This window comes from Ectopseudomonas composti, assembly GCF_900115475.1.
Classification (GTDB): Bacteria; Pseudomonadota; Gammaproteobacteria; order Pseudomonadales; family Pseudomonadaceae; genus Aquipseudomonas; species Aquipseudomonas composti.
On sequence record NZ_FOWP01000002.1, the window covers coordinates 106,466 to 128,392 of the forward strand.

Here is a 21,927-nt window from a genome sequence, read left to right on the forward strand (position 1 = left end):
TCAACCCTTGTGCTTGCGCTTCGGCTTGGGCCGGCCCTGTACGCATTTGAAGCGCGGCTCGGTCTTGCAGATCACGTAGATGCGGCCACGACGCTTGACGATCTGGCAGTCGCGGTGACGCAGCTTGGCTTGCTTCAGCGAGGACAGAACCTTCATGCGCCACCTCCGATGAAACCAGCGAAGCGCTTGTTGAAACCAGCGATACGGCCCTCGCTCTTGGCTTGGCGTTGCTGGCCGGTGTAGACGGGGTGCGAGGCGCTGGAAACATCCAGGGTGACGTAGGGGTAAACCACGCCCTGGTATTCGTGGGTCTTGTCGGTGTCCACCGTGGAGCCGATCAGGAAATAGGCGTTGGCGGCGACATCGTGGAACAGAACGGTGCGATAGCTGGGGTGAATGCCGGGCTTCATTTTTAACTCCTGCTGTTACTGTATAACGTTTCTTTAATGATAATGGTTCTTGTTTTTATTGCAAGCACGACAATGCACCGCCATTGTCTTGGGCGGTTTGCTGAGGTCGAAGTGAGAGGGTGAAGCTGACGCTCAGGTTTGCTGTTGACCGCGCCAGGCCTGGGTGACGCGTTGGCGTAGCGCCTGGCGGTCCTGCAGGCGGCTGACGGCCTGCTCGGCAAGATTCAGCCAGTAGGGATCTGCCTTGGCCTGCACCACCGAAAGCCCGGAGGCGAGGTTGGCCCAGGCTGGTGGCAAGCGCCCGTGGCGCAGGGCGAAGCCGCCATCGCGGTCGCGCGCCAGGTAGCGTATGCGGGGGATGCCGGCCAGCAGGATACGGCCGTAGCACATCAGGCAGGGCTCAAGGCTGACGTAGAGGGTCAGGTCTCGGCGGTCGACGTGCGCGTGTTTGGTTTCGAGTTGATCGAGCACCTGCATCTCGGCGTGAGCGGCGCTGCTGTAGGCCACGGCGAACACTTGATTCCGACCGCTGCACAACAGTTCACCCGCTCCATCCACCAGCAATGCGCCGACCGCATAACAGCCTTCCTCAAGCGCCAGCAGGGCCTGTTCGCAACAGAGCCGGGCCCAGGTGTCATCGACATGGGTGCTGGCTGGTGCCTGCTGCAGCAGGGCGAGGTACTCCGGGTTCATGGGTGCCTCCAGGGCCCAAAAGGCGTCGCGTGAGTATGGCCTGCCCTGTGACTCGCGCCCTAGGGTCTGTACGAAAAGTCGTCGAGCGAAGATCAGGCAATACCGATGGCGGCCCCGCAAAAACAGGCGAAGAACGGCCGGGGTCGCGTTCGACTTTACGAGCGGTAAATGAGCATTCTGACTGGGCTCGCACACGAGCCTGTTTTTAACGCAGCATCACCGAGCGCAGGCACTTTTCGTACAGACCCTACGACCTTGGTGCAATAGGCAGGGCATGGGGCTACGGCGACACTGAGGCCGTCCCGATCATCCTGCGTGATTTGGGTGCAAGCGTTTCCGCATTCCTTTCGAGGAATGCCTTGAATGGGCGGGCGACCAATTTGGTCGCCCTTTTTTTTGGCCCGGAATTTTGCCTGGCTCTACACGCCCTGGTTCAGTCGGTCGATCAGCGCCCGCACGCTACCCGGTAGCGCATCCAGTTCACGCACCAGCATGCTGCGCTCGCGCACCGCCCAGGCTTCGTCCAGTTGCAAGATGGCCAGCTGCATGGTGCGACTATGCCGGCGTGCGGCCGACTCGGGGATGATGCCGATGCCGACGCCGCCTTCGATCATCCGGCAGATCGCCTCGAAGCTCGATACCTGGATACGCAGGGCCAGGTTGCCGCCGAATTTTTCCACCTGTTCACGCAGGAAGCTCAGCAGGGTGCTGCCCTCGTGCAGGCCGATGTGCTGGTAGGCGAGGGTGTCGGCGAAACTCACCGATTGCCGCTGCGCCAGGGTATGGCCCAGCGGCACCGCCAGCACCAGGCGGTCGGTGCTGAAGTGCAGCACCTGCAGGCCGGGCGCCTGCACCGGGCCGGCGATGATGCCGAGATCCGCCGCGCCATCGAGTACGCCACGGACGATATCGCGGCTCAGACGCTCTTGCAGATCGACGGTGACTCCGGGGCGCTCGGCGAGAAAACCGGCCAGCACCTCGGGGAGGAATTCGGTCACCGCCGTGGTGTTGGCGAAGATGCGCATATGCCCGGCGGCGTCGGTGCCATATTCGGTGAACTCGCTTTTCAGGTAGTCCACCTGGCGCATGATCAGTCGCGCATGCTGCAGCAGGCGTTGGCCTGCAGGGGTCAGTTCGACGCCACGGCTGTCGCGATACAGCAGGCGGCTACCGAGCTGGCTTTCCAGCGCTTTGATCCGCGCGCTGGCAGCGGCCGGCGAGAGAAATGCCTTGCGCGCGCCCTGGGTCAGGCTGGGCGACTCGGCGATATGGATGAACAGGCGCAGGTCGGGCAGATCGAAATGCATGGTGGCCATTTCCTGATGTCATTCGTAGGTGCCGGCTTGCGGGCGATCAAGAAGCATCGCCAGCAAGCCGGCTCCTACAGTGTTGGTGTTAAGCATATCCGAACGCTGGTTTAAATAAATGCGGATTCTCTGAACGCATGCAGCGTCGCATGCTCCAGCTCACACAAGAACCGAGCTGGAACCTGCCCCATGAGTGATTCTGCTTTTTCCGCCTGGATCGGTCGTAGCGAAGAAGTCCACGACCAACTCAGTCGCAATCTGGTCAAGCGCATCGCCGCCACCTTCGGTGAAGCCACACCGGCCCATGGCGAGGCGCTGCCGCCGCTGTGGCACTGGGCGTTCTTTCAGGAGCCGGTCGCCGAGATCGGTCTGGGCGAGGACGGCCATCCGGCGCGCGGTGGCTTCCTGCCGCCGGCCGACGACCGTAACCGCATGTGGGCCGGTGGCCGTATCGAGTTCATCCAGCCGTTGCGCGTGGGTGGCGAAGCCAGCCGGGTATCGACCATCAAGCACATCGAAGAAAAGCACGGTCGTACCGGCGCGCTGTTGTTCGTCACCGTGCAGCACGACTACCTGCAGGACGGCCAACTGGCCATCCGCGAAGAGCAGGACATCGTCTACCGCGAGCCCAGCCCACCCAAGGCCAGCAGCGGCGAGCCACTGGTCGCCGGCGACTGGCGCGAGGCGGTCACACCGTCCAGCACGCTGCTGTTTCGCTACAGCGCAGTGACCTTCAACGGCCACCGCATCCATTACGACTGGCCCTACGTCACCGACACCGAAGGCTACAGCGGCCTGGTGGTACACGGCCCGCTGACCGCCACCCTCAGCCTGCGTGCCTTCTGTCGCGCCAACCCGCAGGCGCGCCTGCGCCGCTTCGCTTATCGCGGCCTACGCCCGCTGATCGCACCGCAGCCGTTCGAGGTGGGCGGGCGCATCAGCGGCGAGGGCCACGCAGAGCTGTGGGCGGGTAATGAAGCAGGCCTGGCGCAGCGCGCCGACGTGCAATTCGACTGATTGTGTAGCCCGGATGCAATCCGGGAAATCGCTCCCGGATTGCATCCGGGTTACGGCTTACCGAGGAACTGTAATGAACGCCTACAACAACGAAGAACTCAACGCCATCCGCGAAGGCGTGCGCGCCCTGTGTGCGGAGTTCCCCGCCGAATACTGGCGCAAGATCGATGAGGAAAAGGGCTTCCCGGAAGCCTTCGTCAGCGCCATGACTGAAGCCGGCTGGCTGTCGGCGATGATCCCGGAAGAATACGGTGGCTCGGGCCTGGGTCTGGCCGAGGCCTCGGTGATCCTCGAGGAGGTCAATCACTGCGGTGGCAACTCCGGCACTATCCACGGGCAGATGTACAACATGTTCACCCTGCTGCGTAACGGCAGCGAGGAGCAGAAACGCTACTACCTGCCCAAGCTCGCCAGCGGCGAACTGCGCCTGCAGTCGATGGGCGTCACCGAGCCCACCACTGGCACCGACACCACCAAGATCAAGACCACTGCGGTCAAGAAGGGCGACAAGTACGTCATCAACGGCCAGAAGGTGTGGATCTCTCGCGTTCAGCACTCCGACCTGATGATCCTGCTGGCGCGCACCACGCCGTTGGCCGAGGTGCAACGCAAGTCCGAGGGCATGTCGATCTTTCTGGTCGACCTGCGCGAGGCCATCGGCAACGGCCTGACCGTGCAGCCGATCGCCAACATGGTCAACCACGAGACCAACGAGCTGTTCTTCGACAACCTGGAAATCCCCGCCAGCAGCCTGATCGGTGAAGAGGGCAAGGGCTTCCGCTACATCCTCGATGGCCTCAATGCCGAGCGCACGCTGATCGCCGCCGAGTGCATCGGCGACGGTCGCTGGTTCATCGAGAAGTCCGCGCAATACGCCCGCGATCGCGTGGTGTTCGGTCGGCCCATCGGCCAGAACCAGGGCGTGCAGTTCCCCATTGCCGAGGCGCACATCGAGATCGAGGCCGCCGACCTGATGCGTTGGCGCGCCTGCGAGGAATATGACGCCGGGCGCAACGCCGGAGCGGCAGCGAACATGGCCAAGTACCTGGCGGCCAAGGCCAGCTGGGAAGCGGCCAACGCCTGCCTGCAGACCCACGGCGGCTTCGGTTTCGCCAACGAATACGACGTCGAGCGCAAGTTCCGCGAGACCCGCCTGTACCAGGTGGCGCCGATCTCCACCAACCTGATCCTGAGCTACGTGGCCGAGCACCTGCTCGAACTGCCACGTTCCTTCTGACTGCGAACGTAGGGTGGATGTCGCGCCACCTGCATGGCTACGAACTGGAGAACAACACGATGAGCCAGCACACCCAGGCATTGGCTGAGTTTCTCGCCGATCTCAACTACGAGCAGATTCCCGAGCACGTACTGGATCGTACCGAAGACCTGTTCCTCGATTGGCTCGGCTCGGCCCTTGCCAGCGAGGGTGCGCGGCCGATTCCGCTGTTCGAGGCCTATGCGCAGAAGATGGGCCCGACCGATGGTCCGGCGCGCATCCTGGTCAACGGCCGTGGCACCTCGGCGTACTTTGCCGCCCTGGTCAATGGCGCCTCCTCGCATCTGGTGGAGCAGGACGACCTGCACAACAGCTCGGTGCTGCACCCGGCCACGGTGGTGTTTCCGGCGGCCCTGGCTGGCGCGCAGGACCTCGGCAAGTCCGGCCGCGAGCTGCTGCTGGCCTCGGTGGCGGGCTACGAGGCTGGCATTCGCATCGGCGAGTTCCTCGGCCGCTCGCACTACCGCATCTTCCACACCACGGCGACCGTCGGCACTCTGGCTGCTGCCGTTGCTGTGGGCAAGCTACTGGACTTCGATAAGCAGCAGTTCATCCACCTGCTCGGCAATGCTGGCACCCAGGCCGCCGGGCTGTGGGAGTTCCTGCGCGATGCCGCCGACTCCAAGCAACTGCACACCGCCAAGGCCGCAGCTGATGGCCTGCTGGCCGCCTACTTCACCGAGCAGGGCCTGACCGGCGCGCAGAACATTCTCGAGGGCGAGCAGGGCATGGCCGCCGGTATGTCCCGCGATGCCAATCCGAGCAAGCTGTCGGATCGTCTCGGCCGGCGCTGGGCGCTGGTGGAAACCTCGTTCAAGTTCCACGCCTCCTGCCGTCATACCCATCCGGCGGCTGATGCGCTGCTCGATCTGATGCAGCGCGAAGGCCTGCGTCATCAGCAGATCGAGCGCGTCATCGCCCGTGTGCATCAGGGCGCCATCGATGTGCTCGGCCGCGTGAAGGTGCCGCAGACCGTGCACCAGGCCAAGTTCTCCATGGGCACCGTGCTTGGCCTGATCGCCGTGCATGGCAGCGCGCAACTGACCGAGTTCGCCAATTTGGCGTTGCAGGACCCGGCCGTGGCCGCCTTCCGCGACAAGGTGCAGATGCGCCTCGACCCTGAGGTGGATGTGGCTTACCCGCAGCGCTGGTTGGGCCGCGTCGAGGTGATCACCACCGATGGCCGCACCCTGCGTGGCGCCATCGACGAGCCCAAGGGCGACCCCGGCAACACCCTTAGCCGCGCCGAGTTGGAAGACAAGTTCCGCCGCCTGCTGGCCTTCGCCGGCAAGCGCAGCAGCGATGAAGCGGGCGTGCTGATCGAGCGGGTCTGGCGTCTGCGCGAGACGGACGATCTGCGCCAGTTGACTTTGTAGGAGCGGATTCATCCGCGAAAACGTACGCCAACCCCGCACAACTGCAGCGCCTGACACAGTGCATTCGCGGATGAATCCGCTCCTACAGGAACGCTGCTGCGCCTGAGTAAATGAGGTTCTTGAGATGACTCAAAGCAATCCCCGACCACTGGATGGCATCACCGTGGTCAGCCTGGAGCACGCCATCGCTGCGCCGTTCTGCACCCGCCAACTCGCCGACCTCGGTGCGCGGGTGATCAAGGTCGAGCGTCCCGGCAGTGGCGATTTCGCTCGCGGCTATGACGAGCGCGTCAGCGGCCTGGCCTCGCATTTCGTCTGGACCAATCGCTCCAAGGAAAGCCTGACCCTCGACCTCAAGCAGGACGACGCCAGCGAAGTGCTCGACAGCCTGCTGGCCAAGGCCGACGTGCTGGTGCAGAACCTCGCACCGGGTGCCGCCGCGCGCATGGGCCTGTCGTTCGAGGCGCTGCACGAGCGCTTCCCGCAACTGATCGTCTGCGACATCTCCGGCTACGGCGAAGGCGGCCCGTACGAGCAGAAGAAGGCCTACGACCTGTTGATCCAGAGCGAGGGTGGATTTCTCTCCGTCACCGGCGGCGCCGGCGAGGAAGAGATGGCCAAGGCCGGTTGCTCCATCGCTGATATCGCCGCCGGCATGTACGCCTACACCGGCGTGCTGTCGGCGCTGATGCTGCGCGGCAAGACCGGTGTGGGTAGCCGCGTCGACGTGTCGATGCTGGAAAGCCTGGTGGAGTGGATGGGCTATCCGTTGTACTACGCCTACGACGGCGCCACGCCGCCGCCGCGCGCGGGCGCCGCGCACTCGACCATCTATCCCTACGGCCCGTTTCCGGCTGGCGACGGCGGCACGGTGATGCTCGGTCTGCAGAACGAGCGCGAATGGCAGGCGTTCTGCGAGAAGGTTCTGGAGCAGCCGGAGCTGGCCAGCGACGAGCGCTTTGCCGCCAACTTCAAGCGCTCAGCCAACCGCGCCGAACTGCGTGCGCTGATCGTCGAGGCGTTCTCGCGCATGAGCTCGGCGCAGGTCATCGAGCGCCTGGAGCAGGCGCAGATCGCCAATGCCCAGGTCAACGACATGGCCGGCGTCTGGGCTCACCCGCAACTCGAAGCGCGGCAGCGCTGGCGCCAGGTCGACAGCCCCAGCGGCAGCCTGCCGGCGTTGTTGCCGCCAGGGCGCAACAGCGCCTTCGAACCGCGCATGGATGCCATCCCGGCGCTGGGCCAGCACACCGATGCGCTGCTCACCGAGCTGGGCTACGCGTCCGCCGACATCCAGCGCTTGCATCAGCAGGGGGCGGTGTGAACGTGCCCATTCCCGGATTGCATCCGGGCGACGCGTCGCCATGCACGCACCGATGAATCCAAGAGCCGGTGCGCACGGCGCACCCTACGGGAAATATATGAACCCACAGTTGCGTAGGGTGGACGACGCTCTTTTCGTCCACCAGCCGTCTGCCTGTCACAAGGGGCAAACGCCCGCGTTTGATGAGGACAGATCATGAGCAAATCGATCATTCGCAGTGCCCTGTTCGTGCCGGCGAGTCGCCCGGAGCGCATTCCCAAGGCGCTCGCCATCGGTGCCGATGCGGTCATCGTCGACCTCGAAGACGCCGTGCAGGAGAGCCTCAAGGTCGAGGCCCGGGCCAATCTCGATGGCTTTCTCACGGCCAATCCCGACGCCCGGCTGCTGGTGCGGATCAACGCACCGGAACACGCCGGTCATGGCGCCGATATCGAACTCTGCGGCCGTCATGCCGGTGTCGTCGGTTTGCTGCTGCCCAAGGTGGAAAGCGCTGCCCAGGTGGCGCGAGTAGCGGCCTGTGGCAAGCCGGTGTGGCCGATCATCGAGAGTGCCGCGGGCTTGCTGGCGCTGGCGGAAATCGCCCGCGCTGAAGGCGTCGAGCGGCTGTCCTTCGGCGCTCTGGATTTGGGCCTGGACTTGGGCCTCAGCAGCGGTAGCGCCGCAGCCGAACGCATCCTCGACCAGGCCCGTTATGCCTTGTTGCTGCACTCGCGCACGGCTGGCCTGGCGGCGCCGCTGGACAGCGTATTTCCCGCCATCGAGGACCGCGACGGCCTTGCCCGCACGACACGCGATGCCCGCGACATGGGCTTCGACGGTTTGCTCTGCATCCACCCGACTCAGGTGGCGGTCGTGCACGACGCCCTGCGCCCGGCGGAGCAGGAGCTGGCCTGGGCACGCCGTGTGATGACGGCGGCTAGCAGCGGCGAAGGAGTATTCGTGGTGGACGGCCAGATGGTCGATGCCCCGGTACTTGGCCGTGCCCGACGCCTGCTGCTGCGGGCAGGAGAACCGTAGGCGCCCGCTTGCGGGCGATGCTTCTCAGCAGATCGCCGGCAAGCCGGCTCCTACAAAAAACGACTGGCTGCTGCGGCAGCCAGCCACCTTGTAACCACGTACCAACCTACAAAAACAATGAGGTAACGTCATGTTCAAACTCACCGCCAAGGCGCTCGCCTGCGCAGCCATGCTTTCCTGCGTCGGTCTGGCTCAGGCCGCTGATCCCATCATCATCAAGTTCGCCCACGTGGTGGCGGACAACACGCCCAAGGGACAGGGCGCGCTGCTGTTCAAGCAACTGGCCGAGGAGCGCCTGCCAGGCCGGGTGAAGGTGGAGGTCTACCCCAACTCGTCGCTGTTCGGCGATGGCAAGGAAATGGAGGCGCTGCTGATCGGCGACGTGCAGATGCTGGCGCCGTCGCTGGCCAAGTTCGAGCAGTACGCCAAGCCGGTGCAGCTCTTCGACCTGCCATTTCTGTTCGACAACATGGAGGCAGTCGATCGCTTCCAGGCCAGCCCTGAAGGCCGTGGCCTGCTGACCTCAATGGAAGACAAGAACATCACCGGCCTGGCCTACTGGCACAACGGCTTGAAAGTGATGTCGGCCAACAAACCACTGCGCGAGCCGGCCGATGCCCGTGGTCTGAAATTCCGCGTGCAGGCGTCGGCGGTGCTGGAGGAGCAGTTCAAGGCGGTGCGGGCCAATCCGCGCAAGATGAGCTTCGCCGAGGTCTATCAGGGCCTGCAGACCGGTGTGGTCAACGGCACCGAGAACACCTGGTCGAACTACTACAGCCAGAAGGTGCACGAGGTACAGAAGTACATGACCGAGTCCGATCATGGCCTGATCGACTACATGGTGATCACCAACACCACGTTCTGGAAGGGCCTGCCGGATGACGTGCGTGCCGAGCTGGAAACCATCATGGCCGAGGTCTCCGTGGAGGTGAACAAGCAGGCTGACGATCTCAACCGCACGGCCAAGCAGGACATCGCCAAGGCCGGCACCACCGAGATCATCGAGCTGACCCCGCAGCAGCGCGCCGAATGGCGTGAAGCGATGCGCCCGGTGTGGAAGAAATTCGAGAAGGAGATCGGCGCCGAGCTGATCCAGGCGGCGGAGAAGTCCAACCAGGGCTGAGTGTCGAGCTTGAAATGAAAACGCCCGGCTTGTGCCGGGCGTTTTCGTTCGAGGAGCAACGCTACTCGAATACGTAGGGTGCGCCGTGCGCACCAGTCACCCCAGAGTCGGCACCTCACGGCACACGATCTGTACGGCGTCGTGCCAGGCTTTACAGCCCGGCTTCCTGCATCCACTTCGGCTTGGGATAGCGTCGATCCGACTTGCCTGCCTTGAGGATGGCGCCCGGTACATCGTGGCCGATCAGCTCGGGCAGGGTGGCGGCGGCTTCGAGCAGGGCATCGAGATTCACGCCGGTGTCCAGGCCCATGCGCTGGAACATGTGCACCAGATCCTCGGTGCAGATATTGCCGCTGGCGCCTGGTGCATAGGGGCAGCCGCCGAGGCCGCCGAGGGAGGCGTCGAAGCGGTCAATACCGGCATTCAGCGCCGCCAGGGCATTGGCCAGGCCCATGCCGCGAGTGTTGTGGAAGTGCGCGGTGAACACCGCTTCGGGCCAGCGTTGCAGCGCCTCGCGGCAGATGCGCTCGACCTGCGCCGGGTCGGCCATGCCGGTGGTGTCGCACAGGGTCACGCCCTGCACGCCGATGTCCAGCAGGCGCTGGGTCAGCTCGTACACACGGGCCTCGCTGACCTCGCCCTCGAACGGGCAGCCGAAGGTGGTCGACAGCGAAGCGTTGATGAACACGCCGCTGCCGCGGCTGACCTCGATGATCTCGGCGAACTGCGCCAGCGATTGCTCCGGCGTCATGCGCAGGTTGGCCAGGCCGTGGGTGTCGCTGGCGGACATCACCAGGTTGATCTCGTCCACCTCGCACGACAGCGCGCGTTCGCAACCCTTCACGTTGGGCACCAGCACCGTGTACTCAACGCCGGCGACGCGCTGGATGCCGCGCATCACCTCTTCGGCATCGCGCAGGTTGGGGATGGCCTTGGGCGAGGTGAAGGAGGTCACCTCGACCTTGGCCAGGCCGGTGTGGGACAGGCGGTCGATCAGGGCGATCTTGTCTTCGGTGGGTACGAAGGACGCTTCGATCTGGAAGCCGTCACGGGTAGCGACGTCCTGGATGTAAAGGCGTTTGCTCATGGGGAATCCTCAATCTTTGACTTGATCGTTCCCACGTCGAGGCGTCGAACCGTCCGCGTGGGAATGCATCCGGGGACGCTCTGCGTCCGTCGCTATCACGGGCGGACGCAGAGCGTCCTGTGCTGAACTCCCACGCGGAGCGTGGGAGCTATCTGCAGCCATCTGGCTAGATGATCCCGCGCTCGCGCAGGCCGGCGACCTGTTCCGCGCTCAGGCCGAGGCCGGCGAGGATGTCGTCGTTGTGCTCGCCCAACTGCGGGCCGCCAGTGCCGATACGGCCCGGTGTACGGCTCAGCTTGGGCAGCACGCCCGGTACCTTGAGCGGGCCGACGCTGGTCTGCACCTGCTCGATCATCTGCCGCGCCAGGTAGTGCGGGTCCTGCACGATGTCGGCGGCGGTGTAGGGATAGCCGGCCGGTACGCGCGCGCCCTTGAGGGCTTCGATCACTTCATCGCGGCCGCGCTGCGCGGTCCATTCGGCGATGGCACCGTCGATCAGCTCGGCGTGCTGGCTGCGCCCGTCGTTCTGCGCCAGGCGCGGGTCATTGCCCAGGTCGTCGCGGCCGATCAGGCTCATCAGGCGCTTGTAGATGCTGTCGCCATTGCCGGCGATCAGCACGTAGCTGCCGTCGTTGCAGGGGTAGGAGTTGGACGGGGTGATGCCGGGCAGGGCGCTGCCGGCCGGCTCGCGGACGTAGCCGAAGGCGTCGTATTCGGGGATTAGACTTTCCATCATGGCGAACACCGACTCGTACAGTGCCACGTCGATCTCCTGGCCTTCGCCGCTGCGCGCACGTTCCTGCAGGGCCAGTAGAACGCCGATCACGCCGTACAGCGAGGACAGCGAATCACCGATGCTGATGCCGACGCGCACCGGCGCCTGGCCGGGGTAGCCGGAGAGGTGACGCAGGCCGCCCATGGCTTCGCCGATCACCCCGAAACCGGGCAGGTCGCGGTAGGGGCCGGTCTGCCCATAGCCGGAGATGCGCAGCATGATCAGGCGTGGGTTGATCGCCTTCAGCGCTTCATAACCCAGGCCCCAGCCTTCCAGCGTGCCGGGGCGGAAGTTCTCCACCAGCACGTCGGCCTCACTCACCAGCTTGCGCACGATGTCTTGCGCTTCGGCCTGTTTCAGATCGAGAGTCAGCGAGCGCTTGTTGCGCGATTGAACGTGCCACCAGAGCGAGGTGCCGTCCTTGATCTTGCGCCATTTGCGCAGCGGGTCGCCGACGCACGGCGGCTCGATCTTGATCACGTCGGCGCCGAATTCGCCGAGCAGTTTGCTGGCGAAGGGACCGGCGATGAGCTGGCCCATCTCGATCACCTTGAGCCCCTGCAGGGCCATGTTGCTGGTGTTGTTTTGAGTCATGGCTGCACCTGATTTGCCTGTGCGTTTCTCGTGGTGCGCAGAATGGCGCAGCGCAGCGGTTGCGACAATTGCCCAATGGCCAAGCTAGGCTTCGCGTATCGCGAAGTGGCATGCTGTAAATCAGCTTCCTGGCAGCATCGCTTCGCCAGGCGCGAAATGGAGACCCTCATGCGCCGCATCGATTTCGTCACCCTCAAGCTGTTCGTCGCCATCGCCGACGAGCGCAGCCTGACCCGCGCCGCCGAGCGCGAGCACCTGGCCCTGGCGGCGGTGAGCAAGCGCGTCAGCGACCTGGAAAGCCAACTGGGCATCGCGCTGCTCTATCGCCAGCCCAAGGGCGTCGAGCTGACCCCAGCCGGCCATGCGCTGCTGCACCACGCGCGCAACATGATGGACAACCTTGAGCAGCTCAACGCCGACCTCAGCGAGTTCAGCGAAGGGGTAAAAGGCCACGTGCGCATCCACGCCAACACCTCGGCGGTGATCGAGTTTCTGCCCGAGGACCTGGCCAGCTTCAGCCGCCTGCATCCGCAGGTGAAGATCGATCTGGAGGAGCGGGTCAGCAGCGAAACCATCCGCGCCGTGCGTGAGGGCCTGACCGATATCGGCATCTTCGCCGGCCATGTGCCGGCCGAGGATCTACAGGTATTCACCTACCGCCACGACCAGTTGGTGCTGGTCACCCCGCGCGAGCATCCACTGGCCGAACGCGACGGCCTGTTCCTGCGTGAGGCGGTGGGCTTCGATTTCATCGGCCTGCAGCAGGACGCCTCATTACATGGCCTGTTGCAGCATTCGGCGCAGAGTCAGGGCGTAGCGCTGCGCCTGCGCATTCAGGTGCGCAGCTTCGAGGCCATCTGCCGGATGATCCACACCGGTATGGGCGTCGGCGTACTACCGGACCTGGCGGTGCGTACCTACTTGCCGGCGCTCGATGTACGGGTCATCCCGTTGCACGATCCCTGGGCGCGGCGCGAACTCAAAGTGGCGGTGCGCAATCAGGACAACCTTTCGCTGACCGCGAAGCAGATGCTCGATCACCTGCGAAACAGTGGCGCGACAGAGGGATATTCAGCGCTGCCTTCGTGAATGCCGAAGGCTCGGTTGTTCAAATGTGAATTTCAGCCGGGGGGAGGGCGGAGTAGAGTCCGGGCCAATCGACGGCGATCCGCCCTCGACGCTCAGACAAAAACAACAGGAGCCTTCCATGAAGTTTTCTTTCGTCCGTCGTGGCCTGGCCGGTGTGCTCGCCGGTTGCGCACTGCTTGGCGCACTCTCGGCACACGCAGCCGATCCGATCTTGATCAAGTTTTCCCACATCACCGCTGACAGCACGCCGAAGGGCCAGGGCGCACTGCTGTTCAAGAAACTGGTGGAGGAGCGTCTGGCCGGCAAGGTCAAGGTCGACGTCTATGCCAACTCCTCGCTGTATGGCGATGGCAAGGAAATGGAAGCCCTGCTGCTCAACGAAGTGCAGATGCTGGCACCAGCACCGTCCAAGCTGGAGCAGTACACCAAGCAGCTGCAACTGTTCGACATGATGTTCCTGTTCGATGACGTCGCTGCCGCGCAGCGCTTCCAGTCTTCGGACAAGGGCAAGGCGTTGCTCAAGTCGATGGAGAGCAAGGGCATCACCGGCCTGGCCTACTGGCTCAACGGCATGCGTCAGCTCACCGCCAACAAGCCGCTGGTCGACCCTGCCGATGCCCGTGGGCAGAAATTCCGCGTGCAGCCGTCCGATCTACAAGCGGCGCAATACAGTGCGCTGCGTGCGGTGCCGCGCAAGATGGCCTTCGCCGAGATCTACCAGGGGCTGCAGACTGGCGTGGTCAACGCCCAGGACAACCCCTGGTCGAACATCTACTCGCAGAAGTACTTCGAGGTGCAGAAGTACATGACCGAGTCCAACCATGCCATCGGCAACTACCTGCTGATCACCAACACCCAGTTCTGGAACGGCCTGCCGGCGGATATCCGCAGCGAACTGGAGCAGATCGTCGACGAGGTGACCGTCGAAGTGAACAAGCAGGCCGAGGCGTTGAATACCGAAGCCCGCCAGGCCATCGTCGCTACCGGCAAGAGCGAGATCATCACCCTGACGCCCGAGCAGCGTGCCGCCTGGCGTGACGCCGTGCGCCCGGCGTGGAAGAAGTTCGAGGCCGAGATCGGCGCTGACATGATCGAAGCCGCGCAAGCCGCGCAAGCCGCCAACCAGCCGTAAGCCTTACAGCCGCCCCGGGCCCACGCACCCGGGGCGGCCCTTCATTCGCCGTCGCCTAAGACGGCGTTTGCCAATGACGAATATCGTGCCGTTCCAGGCTCGGTTAGATTCGTCATCCGACTCCTTAAAACCACAACAATGCTCGGAGATGCCGATGAACGCCTTGCGGCGCGTCTGGGAGCACTTCGAGGAAGGCTTCATCGCTTTCCTCCTGGCGGCCATGACGCTGATCACTTTCGTCTACGTGATCCTCAACAACTTCTACACCCTGTTCTACTGGCTGGGTGATGCCTTCGGCGGTAACGAGTTTCTGCTCGCTATCGGCGACTCCATTCTCGACATGGCCCAGGCAATGACCTGGAGCAATGCCCTGACCAAAGCGCTGTTCGGCTGGCTGATCTTCTTCGGCCTGGCCTACGGCGTGCGTACCGCCGGCCACATCGGCGTCGACGCCCTGGTCAAACTCGCCCCGCGCGGCATTCAGCGCATCATCGGCGTGGTCGCTTGCTCGGCCTGCCTGGGCTACGCCGGCCTGATCGCCGTCGGCAGCTTCGACTGGGTCAGCACCCTGTTCAAGGCTGGCATCGGTGCCGAGGACCTCGGCCACTACGGCATCCAGCAATGGCATATCGGCATGATCGTGCCGTTCGGCTACGCCATGGTGTTCATCCGCTTCCTGGAAATCCTCGTCCGTATCTTGCGCAACGAGCAGACCGGCCTCGGCCTGGCTGACGAAGCCGCCGATGCGCTGAAAATCAATGAGCACGAGGAGCCCAAGCAATGACCGTTCTGTTCCTCTTCCTGCTGCTGTTCCTGCTGATGTTCATCGGCGTGCCGATCGCCGCGTCGCTCGGCTTGGCCGGTTCGATCACCATCATGCTGTTCAGCCCGGACTCGGTGCGCTCGCTGGCGATCAAGCTGTTCGAGACCTCCGAGCACTACACCCTGCTGGCGATCCCGTTCTTCCTGCTCTCCGGTGCGTTCATGACCACCGGTGGCGTGGCACGTCGCCTGATCGACTTCGCCAACGCCTGCGTCGGCCACATCCGTGGCGGCCTGGCCATCGGTGCGGTACTGGCGTGCATGCTGTTCGCTGCGCTGTCCGGTTCGTCGCCGGCGACCGTCGCTGCGGTCGGCTCCATCGCCATCGCCGGCATGGTGCGTTCCGGTTACCCGCAGGCGTTCGGCGCCGGCATCGTGTGTAACGCCGGTACGCTGGGCATCCTGATTCCGCCGTCGATCGTGATGGTGGTGTACGCCGCTGCCACCGAGCAGTCGGTGGGCAAGCTGTTCATGGCCGGTGTGATCCCCGGCATCATGCTCGGCCTGGTGTTGATGATCGCGATCTACATCGTCGCGCGCATCAAGAAGCTGCCAGCCCTGCCGCGCGCCAGCTTCCGCGAGTGGCTGCGTTCCGCCCGTGAGGCGTTCTGGGGCCTGCTGCTGATGGTGATCATCCTCGGCGGTATCTACACCGGCATGTTCACCCCGACCGAGGCCGCGGCCGTGGCGGCGGTGTACGCCGGCTTCGTTGCCCTGTTCGTGTACAAGGACCTGACCATCCGCGAGTGCCCGAAGGTGCTGCTGGAGTCTGGCAAGCTGACCATCATGCTGATGTTCATCATCGCCAACGCCATGCTCTTCGCCCACGTGCTGACCACCGAGCAGATTCCCCAGCAAATCACCGCCTGGGTGGTGGAGCTGGGCCTGCAGCCGTGGCAGTTCCTGCTGGTGGTGAACATCGTGCTGCTAGTGGCCGGTGCCTTCATGGAGCCGTCGGCGATCATCCTGATCCTGGCGCCGATCCTGTTCCCGATCGCCATGCAACTGGGCATCGACCCGATTCACCTGGGCATCATCATGGTGGTGAACATGGAGATCGGTTTGATCACGCCGCCGGTGGGGCTGAACCTGTTCGTCACCTCGGCGGTGACGGGGATGCCACTGACGGCAGTGATCCGCGCAGCGATGCCGTGGCTGATGCTGCTGCTGAGCTTCCTGATGATCATCACCTATATCCCAGCGGTATCTATGGCGTTGCCGAACTGGCTGGGGATGAGCTGAGCAATTGTGTCTACCTCTGTGCCCGGCCTTGTGCCGGGTTTTTTTATCTACGCGCCTCGACGTATCCATGACGCTGTCGAATTGGCTCGCCATATGCCAGGCAGGGCTTCAAGACCATGGTCTTAGAGCGGTAAGACCATGGTCGAATGGCCTCACGAAGGGTCGGGGGATACAAAAGGCACCATACAAAAACAACTCCCCGTCGAGGTGATTCCATGAGTGCTGCGTCTCTTTACCCTGTGCGTCCCGAAGTGGCCGCGCGGACCCTCACTGACGAGGCCACCTACAAGGCCATGTACCAACAGTCCGTGGTCAACCCCGAGGGTTTCTGGCGCGAGCAGGGCAAGCGCATCGACTGGATCAAGCCCTACAACAAGGTCAAGCAGACCACCTTCGACGATCACCATGTCGACATCAAGTGGTTCGCCGATGGCACCCTGAACGTCTCCTACAACTGCCTCGACCGTCACCTGGAAGAGCGCGGTGACCAGATCGCGATCATCTGGGAAGGCGACGATCCGTCCGAGCACCGGGAAATCACCTACCGCGAGCTGCACGAGCAAGTGTGCAAGTTCGCCAACGCCCTGCGTGGCCAGGACGTGCACCGCGGCGACGTGGTAACCATCTACATGCCGATGATTCCGGAAGCTGTGGTGGCCATGCTGGCCTGTGCGCGTATTGGCGCGATCCACTCCGTGGTATTCGGCGGCTTCTCCCCCGAGGCGCTGGCCGGGCGCATCATCGATTGCCAGTCCAAGGTGGTGATCACCGCTGACGAAGGGCTGCGTGGCGGTAAGAAAGTACCGCTCAAAGCCAACGTCGACGACGCCCTGACCAACCCCGAGACCCGCAGCATCCAGAAGGTCATCGTGGTGCAGCGCACTGGCTCCGAGATCAAGTGGAACCAGCATCGCGACATCTGGTACGAAGACCTGATGAAGGTGGCTGGCAGCGTCTGCGCACCCAAGGAAATGGGCGCTGAAGAAGCCCTGTTCATCCTCTACACCTCCGGTTCCACCGGTAAGCCCAAGGGCGTGCTGCACACCACTGGCGGCTACCTGGTATACGCCTCGCTGACCCATGAGCGCGTGTTCGACTACCGTCCGGGCGAAGTCTTCTGGTGCACCGCTGACATCGGTTGGGTCACGGGCCACACCTATTTGGTCTATGGGCCGCTGTCCAACGGCGCCACCACCGTGATGTTCGAAGGCGTGCCGAACTATCCGGACGTTTCGCGCGTCGCCAAGATCGTCGACAAGCACAAGGTCAACATCCTCTACACCGCCCCGACCGCCATTCGCGCCATGATGGCCGAGGGCAAGGCCGCGGTCGAAGGCGCCGATGGTTCCAGCCTGCGCCTGCTCGGTTCGGTTGGTGAGCCGATCAACCCGGAAGCCTGGCAGTGGTACTACGAGAACGTCGGTCAGAGCCGTTGCCCGATCGTCGACACCTGGTGGCAGACCGAAACCGGCGCCTGCCTGATGACTCCGCTGCCGGGCGCTCATGGCCTCAAGCCGGGCTCCGCTGCGCGTCCGTTCTTCGGCGTACAGCCGGCACTGGTGGACAACCTGGGCAACATCATCGAAGGCGCTGCCGAAGGTAACCTGGTGATCATCGACTCCTGGCCGGGTCAGGCGCGTACCCTGTACGGCGACCATGACCGCTTCGTCGACACCTACTTCAAGACCTTCCGTGGCATGTACTTCACCGGTGACGGTGCGCGCCGCGACGAAGACGGCTACTGGTGGATCACCGGCCGCGTCGACGACGTGCTCAACGTCTCCGGCCACCGCATGGGCACCGCCGAGATCGAAAGCGCCATGGTCGCCCACGCGAAAGTCGCCGAGGCCGCAGTAGTCGGTGTACCGCACGACATCAAAGGGCAGGGCATCTACGTCTACGTCACCCTGAATGCGGGCGAAGAAGCATCGGAACAACTGCGTCAGGAATTGCGCAACTGGGTGCGCAAGGAGATCGGCCCGATCGCCACGCCGGACGTGATTCAGTGGGCCCCCGGCCTGCCGAAGACCCGTTCGGGCAAGATCATGCGCCGTATCCTGCGCAAGATCGCTACCGCCGAATACGATTCCCTCGGCGACATCTCCACGCTGGCCGATCCTGGTGTGGTGCAGCACCTCATCGACACGCATCGTCAGATGCAAGCCGCCTGCGCCTGATCGGTAACGGCAAACGAAAGCCCCGCCTGGCCACAAGCCCGGCGGGGCTTTTCATTTCTGCGTTTCGAACATTTCCGCGTCTTGATCGTTCTTGTAATTAACTTGTACATGAATAAATCTTTGTACAATTTTTTCAGGTGTGCATAATGCCTCCGTGCCACCACACGTGGCCTGTCTTCTCTTGCTTCAGCGTTCTCGTTGTCCAGCCCCGTCCCAGGTGGGCGCTGTTTTTGTGCGCCCCCATTTTCTGAATCCAGAGGTTCTGCATGTTTGCCAATCTCAGCATGTCCCAGAAGCTGTATGCGGGTTTCGGTGTTGTCCTGCTGGTCATCGTCGGCCTGGTACTGTCCACCTGGCGGGGGTTCGACCAGGTCGACAGCACGGTGAAAAAGAACATCCATACCTACACCGTGATCAACGAATCGGCCTCTTTGCTGACCAGCCTGGTCAACATCGAGACCGGTATGCGCGGCTTCGTCATCACCGGGCGTGAGCAGTTTCTCGTGCCGCTGACCGAGGGCGAGGGCAGCTTCCAGCGGCACCTGACGCAGTTGCGTCAACTGACCGCTGATAACCCGGCTCAGCAGCGTCGCCTTGAGCAGCTGCAGGGTTTGCACGATCAGTGGCTACGTGAGGACATCAACGACAGCGTCGAACTGCGCCGCCAGGTGTCGAGTGGGACGAAGAGCCTGGATGCGCTCGTCGAGCTGATTGCCGCCGGGCGGGACAAGGTGAAGATGGACACCATGCGGCAGCTGCTGGACGCTGTGCAGCAGGATGAAAGGGTGTTGCTCGAACAGCGTACCGATGCCATGAACGGCGCCAAATCGATGTCACTGAGCATCCTGCTGCTGGGCGGTTTGCTCGCCACCGTGCTGTCCATCGGCGTGGCATTCGCCATGTCGCGTAGCATCGCCGGACGCTTGCAGCAGGCGGTCGAGGTCGCGCGCAGTATTGCCGAAGGCCGTCTCGACTCGAGGATCGAGCGTAGCGGGCGCGATGAAATCAGTGTGCTGCTCGATGCCTTCGCCACCATGCAGGATCGCCTGCGCGACATGATCGGCCAGATTCGCGCCGGTGCCGGACAACTGGTGGCCTCGGCGCAGAGCATTTCCAGCGCGTCGAGCCAGCTGTCGGTTTCCGCGCAGGAGCAATCACAGGCTGCGTCGAGCATGGCGGCCACGGTCGAGGAGCTGACCGTGAGCATCAACCACGTGGCAGACAACGCCAACGAGGCGCATGGCCTTTCCAGTGAATCCGGACGGCAGTCGGCCGACGGCGGTGCGGTGATCCAGGAGACGCTGGGTAGCATGCAGCGTATTGCCGATACGGTGCAGGGCGCGGCCACACAGATCGCCGAGCTGGGTCAGCACTCTGATCAAATCTCTTCCATCGTCAACGTGATCAAGGAAATCGCTGACCAGACCAACCTGCTGGCCCTCAACGCAGCCATCGAGGCGGCACGGGCTGGTGAGCAGGGGCGTGGTTTCGCCGTGGTGGCCGACGAGGTACGCCTGCTGGCGCAGCGCACGGCCAACTCCACCCAGGAGATCACCGAGATGATCAAGAAGATCCAGACCGGCACGCGCAACGCGGTGAGCAACATGGAAGTCGGCGTGCAGCAGGTCAACGGTGGCCTGGTGCAGGCTGGCCAGGCGGGCAATGCCATCGTCAGCATCCGTGCAGCCTCCGAGCGCGTCGTTGGCGTGGTCGATCAGATTTCTCTGGCCCTGCGCGAACAGACCGTCGCCAGCCAGGACGTGGCACGCAATGTCGAGCGTATCGCGCAGATGTCGATGGAAAACAGCGAGGCGGTCAGCGATACCTCGCGAACGGCGCACGACCTGCAACAGCTGGCTGTATCGCTGGACAAGAACGTCGCGTTCTTCCGTTTTTGACTCACGCTGAACACGCTGGACTACACATGCCTGAACGAGGAGAGTGAAATGCTGATCGATACCGCGAGCCGCAGTGACTTTCCGCAACCCTTTCGCCCTCTGGGCTGTCGCGAGTGTCGCGACAGCCCAGCGCTGGGGTTCGACTTCACCATGGCCTTCCAACTGATTCTCGACGTTCAGGAGCAGCGCCCGTTTGCATACGAAGCACTGGTAAGGGGCGTCGATGGCGAGTCGGCACAGCAGGTGCTGGGACGGGTCAACGACAGCAATCGCTATCGCTTCGACCAGGCATGCCGGGTCAAGGCCATCGAGCAGGCGGCGAGCCTGGGGCTGCTCGATATTCCCGACTGCCTGCTCAGCATCAATTTCCTGCCCAATGCTGTATACCGCGCCGAAACCTGCATTCGCGCGACGCTGGAGGCGGCCAGGCGTTTCGCCTTTCCGCAGGAGCGGTTGATGTTCGAGGTGACCGAGGGTGAGCGGATTCACGACCCCGAGCACCTCAAGCAAATCTTCGCCGAGTACGGGCGCCAGGGGTTCACCACCGCCATCGACGATTTCGGTGCCGGCTATTCGGGCCTCAACCTGCTGGCCACCTTCCAGCCGCATATCCTCAAGCTGGACATGGCCCTGACCCGTGGCATTGACCAGGATGACGTGCGTCAGGCCATCGTCGCCGGCATCGTGCTGGTGTCGCGGCGACTGGGCATCCGCATCATCGCCGAGGGCATCGAAAGTGCGGGGGAGCGTGATGCCTTGCTCGGCCTGGGCATTCGCTACATGCAGGGTTTCTTCTTCGCCAGGCCACAGGTCGACAGGCTCTGCCTACCTTGAAGCACCAACGAAAAACGCCCTGATGATCAGGGCGTTTTGGTTTGTGTGGCGAGGCTTCAGAGTGCGCCGAACACCTTCTTCGCCAGGCTGGTGGCGGCAGCGGCCGGGTTCTGACGGATGCTTTCTTCCTGCTTGGCGATCATCTCGAACAGGCCGTCCAGCGCTTGTTCGGTCACGTAGCTTTCCACCGTGCTGCTCTTGGCGTCGACCACGCCGAAGCTGGCGGCCTGGCCGGCGAAGGCGTTGTACTGCTGGGCCAGGCCGACCTGGTCGGTGGCCTGCTTGACGATGGGCAGGAACTTGGCGCGAATCTGCTCGCGGCTGCTCTTGTTCAGGTACTGGGTAGCCGAGTCCTGTGGGCCACTGAGAATCGACTTGGCGTCGGCCACGGTCATCTTCTTCACTGCATCGACCAGCAGCGCCTGCGCCTGCGGCACGGCGGCCTCGGCGGCCTTGTTCATGCTCGCTTCGAGCTGATCGACCTGGGCGCCCATGCCCATCATCTTCATGGTCTTGGCGGCTTTGCCGAGTTTGCCGGGCAGTTCGATGCGCACGTCCGGGTTGTTACTGAAGCCGCCGGGCGCGCCCAGTTGCTTGACGGCCACCTGGGCGCCCTGGATCAGCGCGTCTTTCAGGCCGCCACTGGCATCCTGCTGGCTCAGGTCGGAGAGGGACAGGGCGAAGACGTTGGCCGAAAGCAGCAGGCCAGCGGCAAGAGTGGTGAGGCGCAGCAT

The 21,927-nt window shown here is 63.6% G+C and carries 20 protein-coding genes; 13 read left to right on the forward strand and 7 right to left on the reverse strand.

Annotated elements, in window-relative coordinates; translation table 11 throughout:
• From ykgO to BM059_RS04175, 4 genes are all read right to left on the reverse strand, one after another.
• The gene (ykgO, locus tag BM059_RS04160) at nt 1-156 is read right to left on the reverse strand and encodes a type B 50S ribosomal protein L36 (RefSeq protein WP_074681137.1); all 156 of its coding nucleotides are present in this window, start codon (nt 154-156) and stop codon (nt 1-3) included.
• Complete coding sequence (locus tag BM059_RS04165) at nt 153-410, reverse strand: type B 50S ribosomal protein L31 (RefSeq protein ID WP_074936939.1); 258 nt, start codon at nt 408-410, stop codon at nt 153-155. The genes ykgO and BM059_RS04165 overlap by 4 nt, the downstream gene beginning before the upstream one ends.
• 132 nt (nt 411-542) lie before the next feature.
• Nucleotides 543-1,103 (reverse strand): nucleoside deaminase, encoded by a 561-nt coding sequence (locus BM059_RS04170; protein WP_074936941.1) that lies wholly within the window; start codon nt 1,101-1,103, stop codon nt 543-545.
• A gap of 419 nt (nt 1,104-1,522) precedes the next feature.
• The gene (locus BM059_RS04175; protein WP_074937415.1) at nt 1,523-2,410 is read right to left on the reverse strand and encodes a LysR family transcriptional regulator; all 888 of its coding nucleotides are present in this window, start codon (nt 2,408-2,410) and stop codon (nt 1,523-1,525) included.
• 189 nt (nt 2,411-2,599) lie between these two features.
• Between BM059_RS04175 and BM059_RS04180 the strand changes: the two genes are divergently transcribed.
• The 6 genes from BM059_RS04180 (at nt 2,600) to BM059_RS04205 (ending at nt 9,543) form a co-directional block, all read left to right on the forward strand.
• Entirely contained in the window at nt 2,600-3,427 is an 828-nt protein-coding gene (locus BM059_RS04180) for an HTD2 family dehydratase (protein ID WP_074936943.1), read from the forward strand.
• 73 nt (nt 3,428-3,500) lie between these two features.
• A complete protein-coding gene (locus tag BM059_RS04185; RefSeq protein WP_037000208.1) occupies nt 3,501-4,664 on the forward strand; it encodes an acyl-CoA dehydrogenase family protein in 1,164 nt (387 codons plus the stop codon).
• Nucleotides 4,665-4,723: 59 nt separating this feature from the next.
• Nucleotides 4,724-6,079, forward strand: a complete 1,356-nt coding sequence (locus BM059_RS04190) for an MmgE/PrpD family protein (protein WP_074937417.1) — start codon at nt 4,724-4,726, stop codon at nt 6,077-6,079.
• Nucleotides 6,080-6,203: 124 nt separating this feature from the next.
• A complete protein-coding gene (locus BM059_RS04195) occupies nt 6,204-7,403 on the forward strand; it encodes a CaiB/BaiF CoA transferase family protein (protein WP_074936945.1) in 1,200 nt (399 codons plus the stop codon).
• A gap of 195 nt (nt 7,404-7,598) precedes the next feature.
• Nucleotides 7,599-8,420 carry an HpcH/HpaI aldolase/citrate lyase family protein gene (locus BM059_RS04200; protein WP_074936946.1) on the forward strand — a complete coding sequence of 274 codons (822 nt, stop codon included), beginning with the start codon at nt 7,599-7,601 and terminating at the stop codon, nt 8,418-8,420.
• Nucleotides 8,421-8,550: 130 nt separating this feature from the next.
• Complete coding sequence (locus BM059_RS04205; RefSeq protein WP_074936947.1) at nt 8,551-9,543, forward strand: TRAP transporter substrate-binding protein; 993 nt, start codon at nt 8,551-8,553, stop codon at nt 9,541-9,543.
• Nucleotides 9,544-9,694: 151 nt separating this feature from the next.
• Here BM059_RS04205 and BM059_RS04210 read toward each other — a convergent pair whose 3' ends face one another.
• Both BM059_RS04210 and BM059_RS04215 read right to left on the reverse strand, forming a co-directional pair.
• Nucleotides 9,695-10,630 carry a hydroxymethylglutaryl-CoA lyase gene (locus BM059_RS04210; protein ID WP_074936948.1) on the reverse strand — a complete coding sequence of 312 codons (936 nt, stop codon included), beginning with the start codon at nt 10,628-10,630 and terminating at the stop codon, nt 9,695-9,697.
• Nucleotides 10,631-10,796: 166 nt separating this feature from the next.
• Nucleotides 10,797-11,999 (reverse strand): CaiB/BaiF CoA transferase family protein, encoded by a 1,203-nt coding sequence (locus BM059_RS04215; protein WP_074936949.1) that lies wholly within the window; start codon nt 11,997-11,999, stop codon nt 10,797-10,799.
• Nucleotides 12,000-12,167: 168 nt separating this feature from the next.
• On the opposite strand from BM059_RS04215, the gene BM059_RS04220 reads away from it, so the two are divergent.
• The 7 genes from BM059_RS04220 to BM059_RS04250 all read left to right on the forward strand — a co-directional run bounded on the left by BM059_RS04220 (nt 12,168) and on the right by BM059_RS04250 (nt 21,193).
• Nucleotides 12,168-13,088, forward strand: a complete 921-nt coding sequence (locus tag BM059_RS04220) for a LysR family transcriptional regulator (protein ID WP_037000197.1) — start codon at nt 12,168-12,170, stop codon at nt 13,086-13,088.
• 118 nt (nt 13,089-13,206) lie between these two features.
• The gene (locus BM059_RS04225; RefSeq protein WP_074936950.1) at nt 13,207-14,220 is read left to right on the forward strand and encodes a TRAP transporter substrate-binding protein; all 1,014 of its coding nucleotides are present in this window, start codon (nt 13,207-13,209) and stop codon (nt 14,218-14,220) included.
• A 154-nt stretch (nt 14,221-14,374) separates the two neighbouring features.
• Complete coding sequence (locus BM059_RS04230; RefSeq protein ID WP_074936952.1) at nt 14,375-15,004, forward strand: TRAP transporter small permease; 630 nt, start codon at nt 14,375-14,377, stop codon at nt 15,002-15,004.
• Nucleotides 15,001-16,284: a C4-dicarboxylate TRAP transporter large permease protein DctM gene (gene dctM, locus BM059_RS04235; protein WP_055985020.1), complete on the forward strand. Its 1,284-nt coding sequence runs from the start codon at nt 15,001-15,003 to the stop codon at nt 16,282-16,284. The genes BM059_RS04230 and dctM overlap by 4 nt, the downstream gene beginning before the upstream one ends.
• A 215-nt stretch (nt 16,285-16,499) precedes the next feature.
• Nucleotides 16,500-18,461, forward strand: coding sequence for an acetate--CoA ligase (acs, locus tag BM059_RS04240; protein ID WP_037005210.1), 1,962 nt, complete (start codon nt 16,500-16,502; stop codon nt 18,459-18,461).
• 266 nt (nt 18,462-18,727) lie between these two features.
• Nucleotides 18,728-20,359 carry a methyl-accepting chemotaxis protein gene (locus tag BM059_RS04245; protein WP_074936954.1) on the forward strand — a complete coding sequence of 544 codons (1,632 nt, stop codon included), beginning with the start codon at nt 18,728-18,730 and terminating at the stop codon, nt 20,357-20,359.
• 48 nt (nt 20,360-20,407) lie between these two features.
• Complete coding sequence (locus tag BM059_RS04250) at nt 20,408-21,193, forward strand: EAL domain-containing protein (RefSeq protein WP_394327995.1); 786 nt, start codon at nt 20,408-20,410, stop codon at nt 21,191-21,193.
• A 56-nt stretch (nt 21,194-21,249) separates the two neighbouring features.
• Here the strand turns inward: BM059_RS04250 and BM059_RS04255 are convergent, their stop codons facing one another.
• Nucleotides 21,250-21,927, reverse strand: coding sequence for a DUF4197 domain-containing protein (locus BM059_RS04255; protein WP_037005206.1), 678 nt, complete (start codon nt 21,925-21,927; stop codon nt 21,250-21,252).

Excerpts from the sequence above, each read along its gene's own strand:
- BM059_RS04165 (WP_074936939.1), bottom strand. The coding sequence starts at position 410 with ATGAAGCCCGGCATTCACCCCAGCTATCGCACCGTTCTGTTCCACGAT.
- BM059_RS04195 (WP_074936945.1), top strand. The coding sequence starts at position 6,204 with ATGACTCAAAGCAATCCCCGACCACTGGATGGCATCACCGTGGTCAGC.
- BM059_RS04185 (WP_037000208.1), top strand. The coding sequence starts at position 3,501 with ATGAACGCCTACAACAACGAAGAACTCAACGCCATCCGCGAAGGCGTG.
- BM059_RS04175 (WP_074937415.1), bottom strand. The coding sequence starts at position 2,410 with ATGCATTTCGATCTGCCCGACCTGCGCCTGTTCATCCATATCGCCGAG.
- BM059_RS04205 (WP_074936947.1), top strand. The coding sequence starts at position 8,551 with ATGTTCAAACTCACCGCCAAGGCGCTCGCCTGCGCAGCCATGCTTTCC.
- acs (WP_037005210.1), top strand. The coding sequence starts at position 16,500 with ATGAGTGCTGCGTCTCTTTACCCTGTGCGTCCCGAAGTGGCCGCGCGG.
- BM059_RS04200 (WP_074936946.1), top strand. The coding sequence starts at position 7,599 with ATGAGCAAATCGATCATTCGCAGTGCCCTGTTCGTGCCGGCGAGTCGC.
- BM059_RS04220 (WP_037000197.1), top strand. The coding sequence starts at position 12,168 with ATGCGCCGCATCGATTTCGTCACCCTCAAGCTGTTCGTCGCCATCGCC.
- BM059_RS04210 (WP_074936948.1), bottom strand. The coding sequence starts at position 10,630 with ATGAGCAAACGCCTTTACATCCAGGACGTCGCTACCCGTGACGGCTTC.
- ykgO (WP_074681137.1), bottom strand. The coding sequence starts at position 156 with ATGAAGGTTCTGTCCTCGCTGAAGCAAGCCAAGCTGCGTCACCGCGAC.
- BM059_RS04245 (WP_074936954.1), top strand. The coding sequence starts at position 18,728 with ATGTTTGCCAATCTCAGCATGTCCCAGAAGCTGTATGCGGGTTTCGGT.
- BM059_RS04250 (WP_394327995.1), top strand. The coding sequence starts at position 20,408 with ATGCTGATCGATACCGCGAGCCGCAGTGACTTTCCGCAACCCTTTCGC.
- BM059_RS04180 (WP_074936943.1), top strand. The coding sequence starts at position 2,600 with ATGAGTGATTCTGCTTTTTCCGCCTGGATCGGTCGTAGCGAAGAAGTC.
- BM059_RS04190 (WP_074937417.1), top strand. The coding sequence starts at position 4,724 with ATGAGCCAGCACACCCAGGCATTGGCTGAGTTTCTCGCCGATCTCAAC.
- BM059_RS04230 (WP_074936952.1), top strand. The coding sequence starts at position 14,375 with ATGAACGCCTTGCGGCGCGTCTGGGAGCACTTCGAGGAAGGCTTCATC.
- BM059_RS04215 (WP_074936949.1), bottom strand. The coding sequence starts at position 11,999 with ATGACTCAAAACAACACCAGCAACATGGCCCTGCAGGGGCTCAAGGTG.
- BM059_RS04170 (WP_074936941.1), bottom strand. The coding sequence starts at position 1,103 with ATGAACCCGGAGTACCTCGCCCTGCTGCAGCAGGCACCAGCCAGCACC.
- BM059_RS04225 (WP_074936950.1), top strand. The coding sequence starts at position 13,207 with ATGAAGTTTTCTTTCGTCCGTCGTGGCCTGGCCGGTGTGCTCGCCGGT.
- dctM (WP_055985020.1), top strand. The coding sequence starts at position 15,001 with ATGACCGTTCTGTTCCTCTTCCTGCTGCTGTTCCTGCTGATGTTCATC.
- BM059_RS04255 (WP_037005206.1), bottom strand. The coding sequence starts at position 21,927 with ATGCTGCGCCTCACCACTCTTGCCGCTGGCCTGCTGCTTTCGGCCAAC.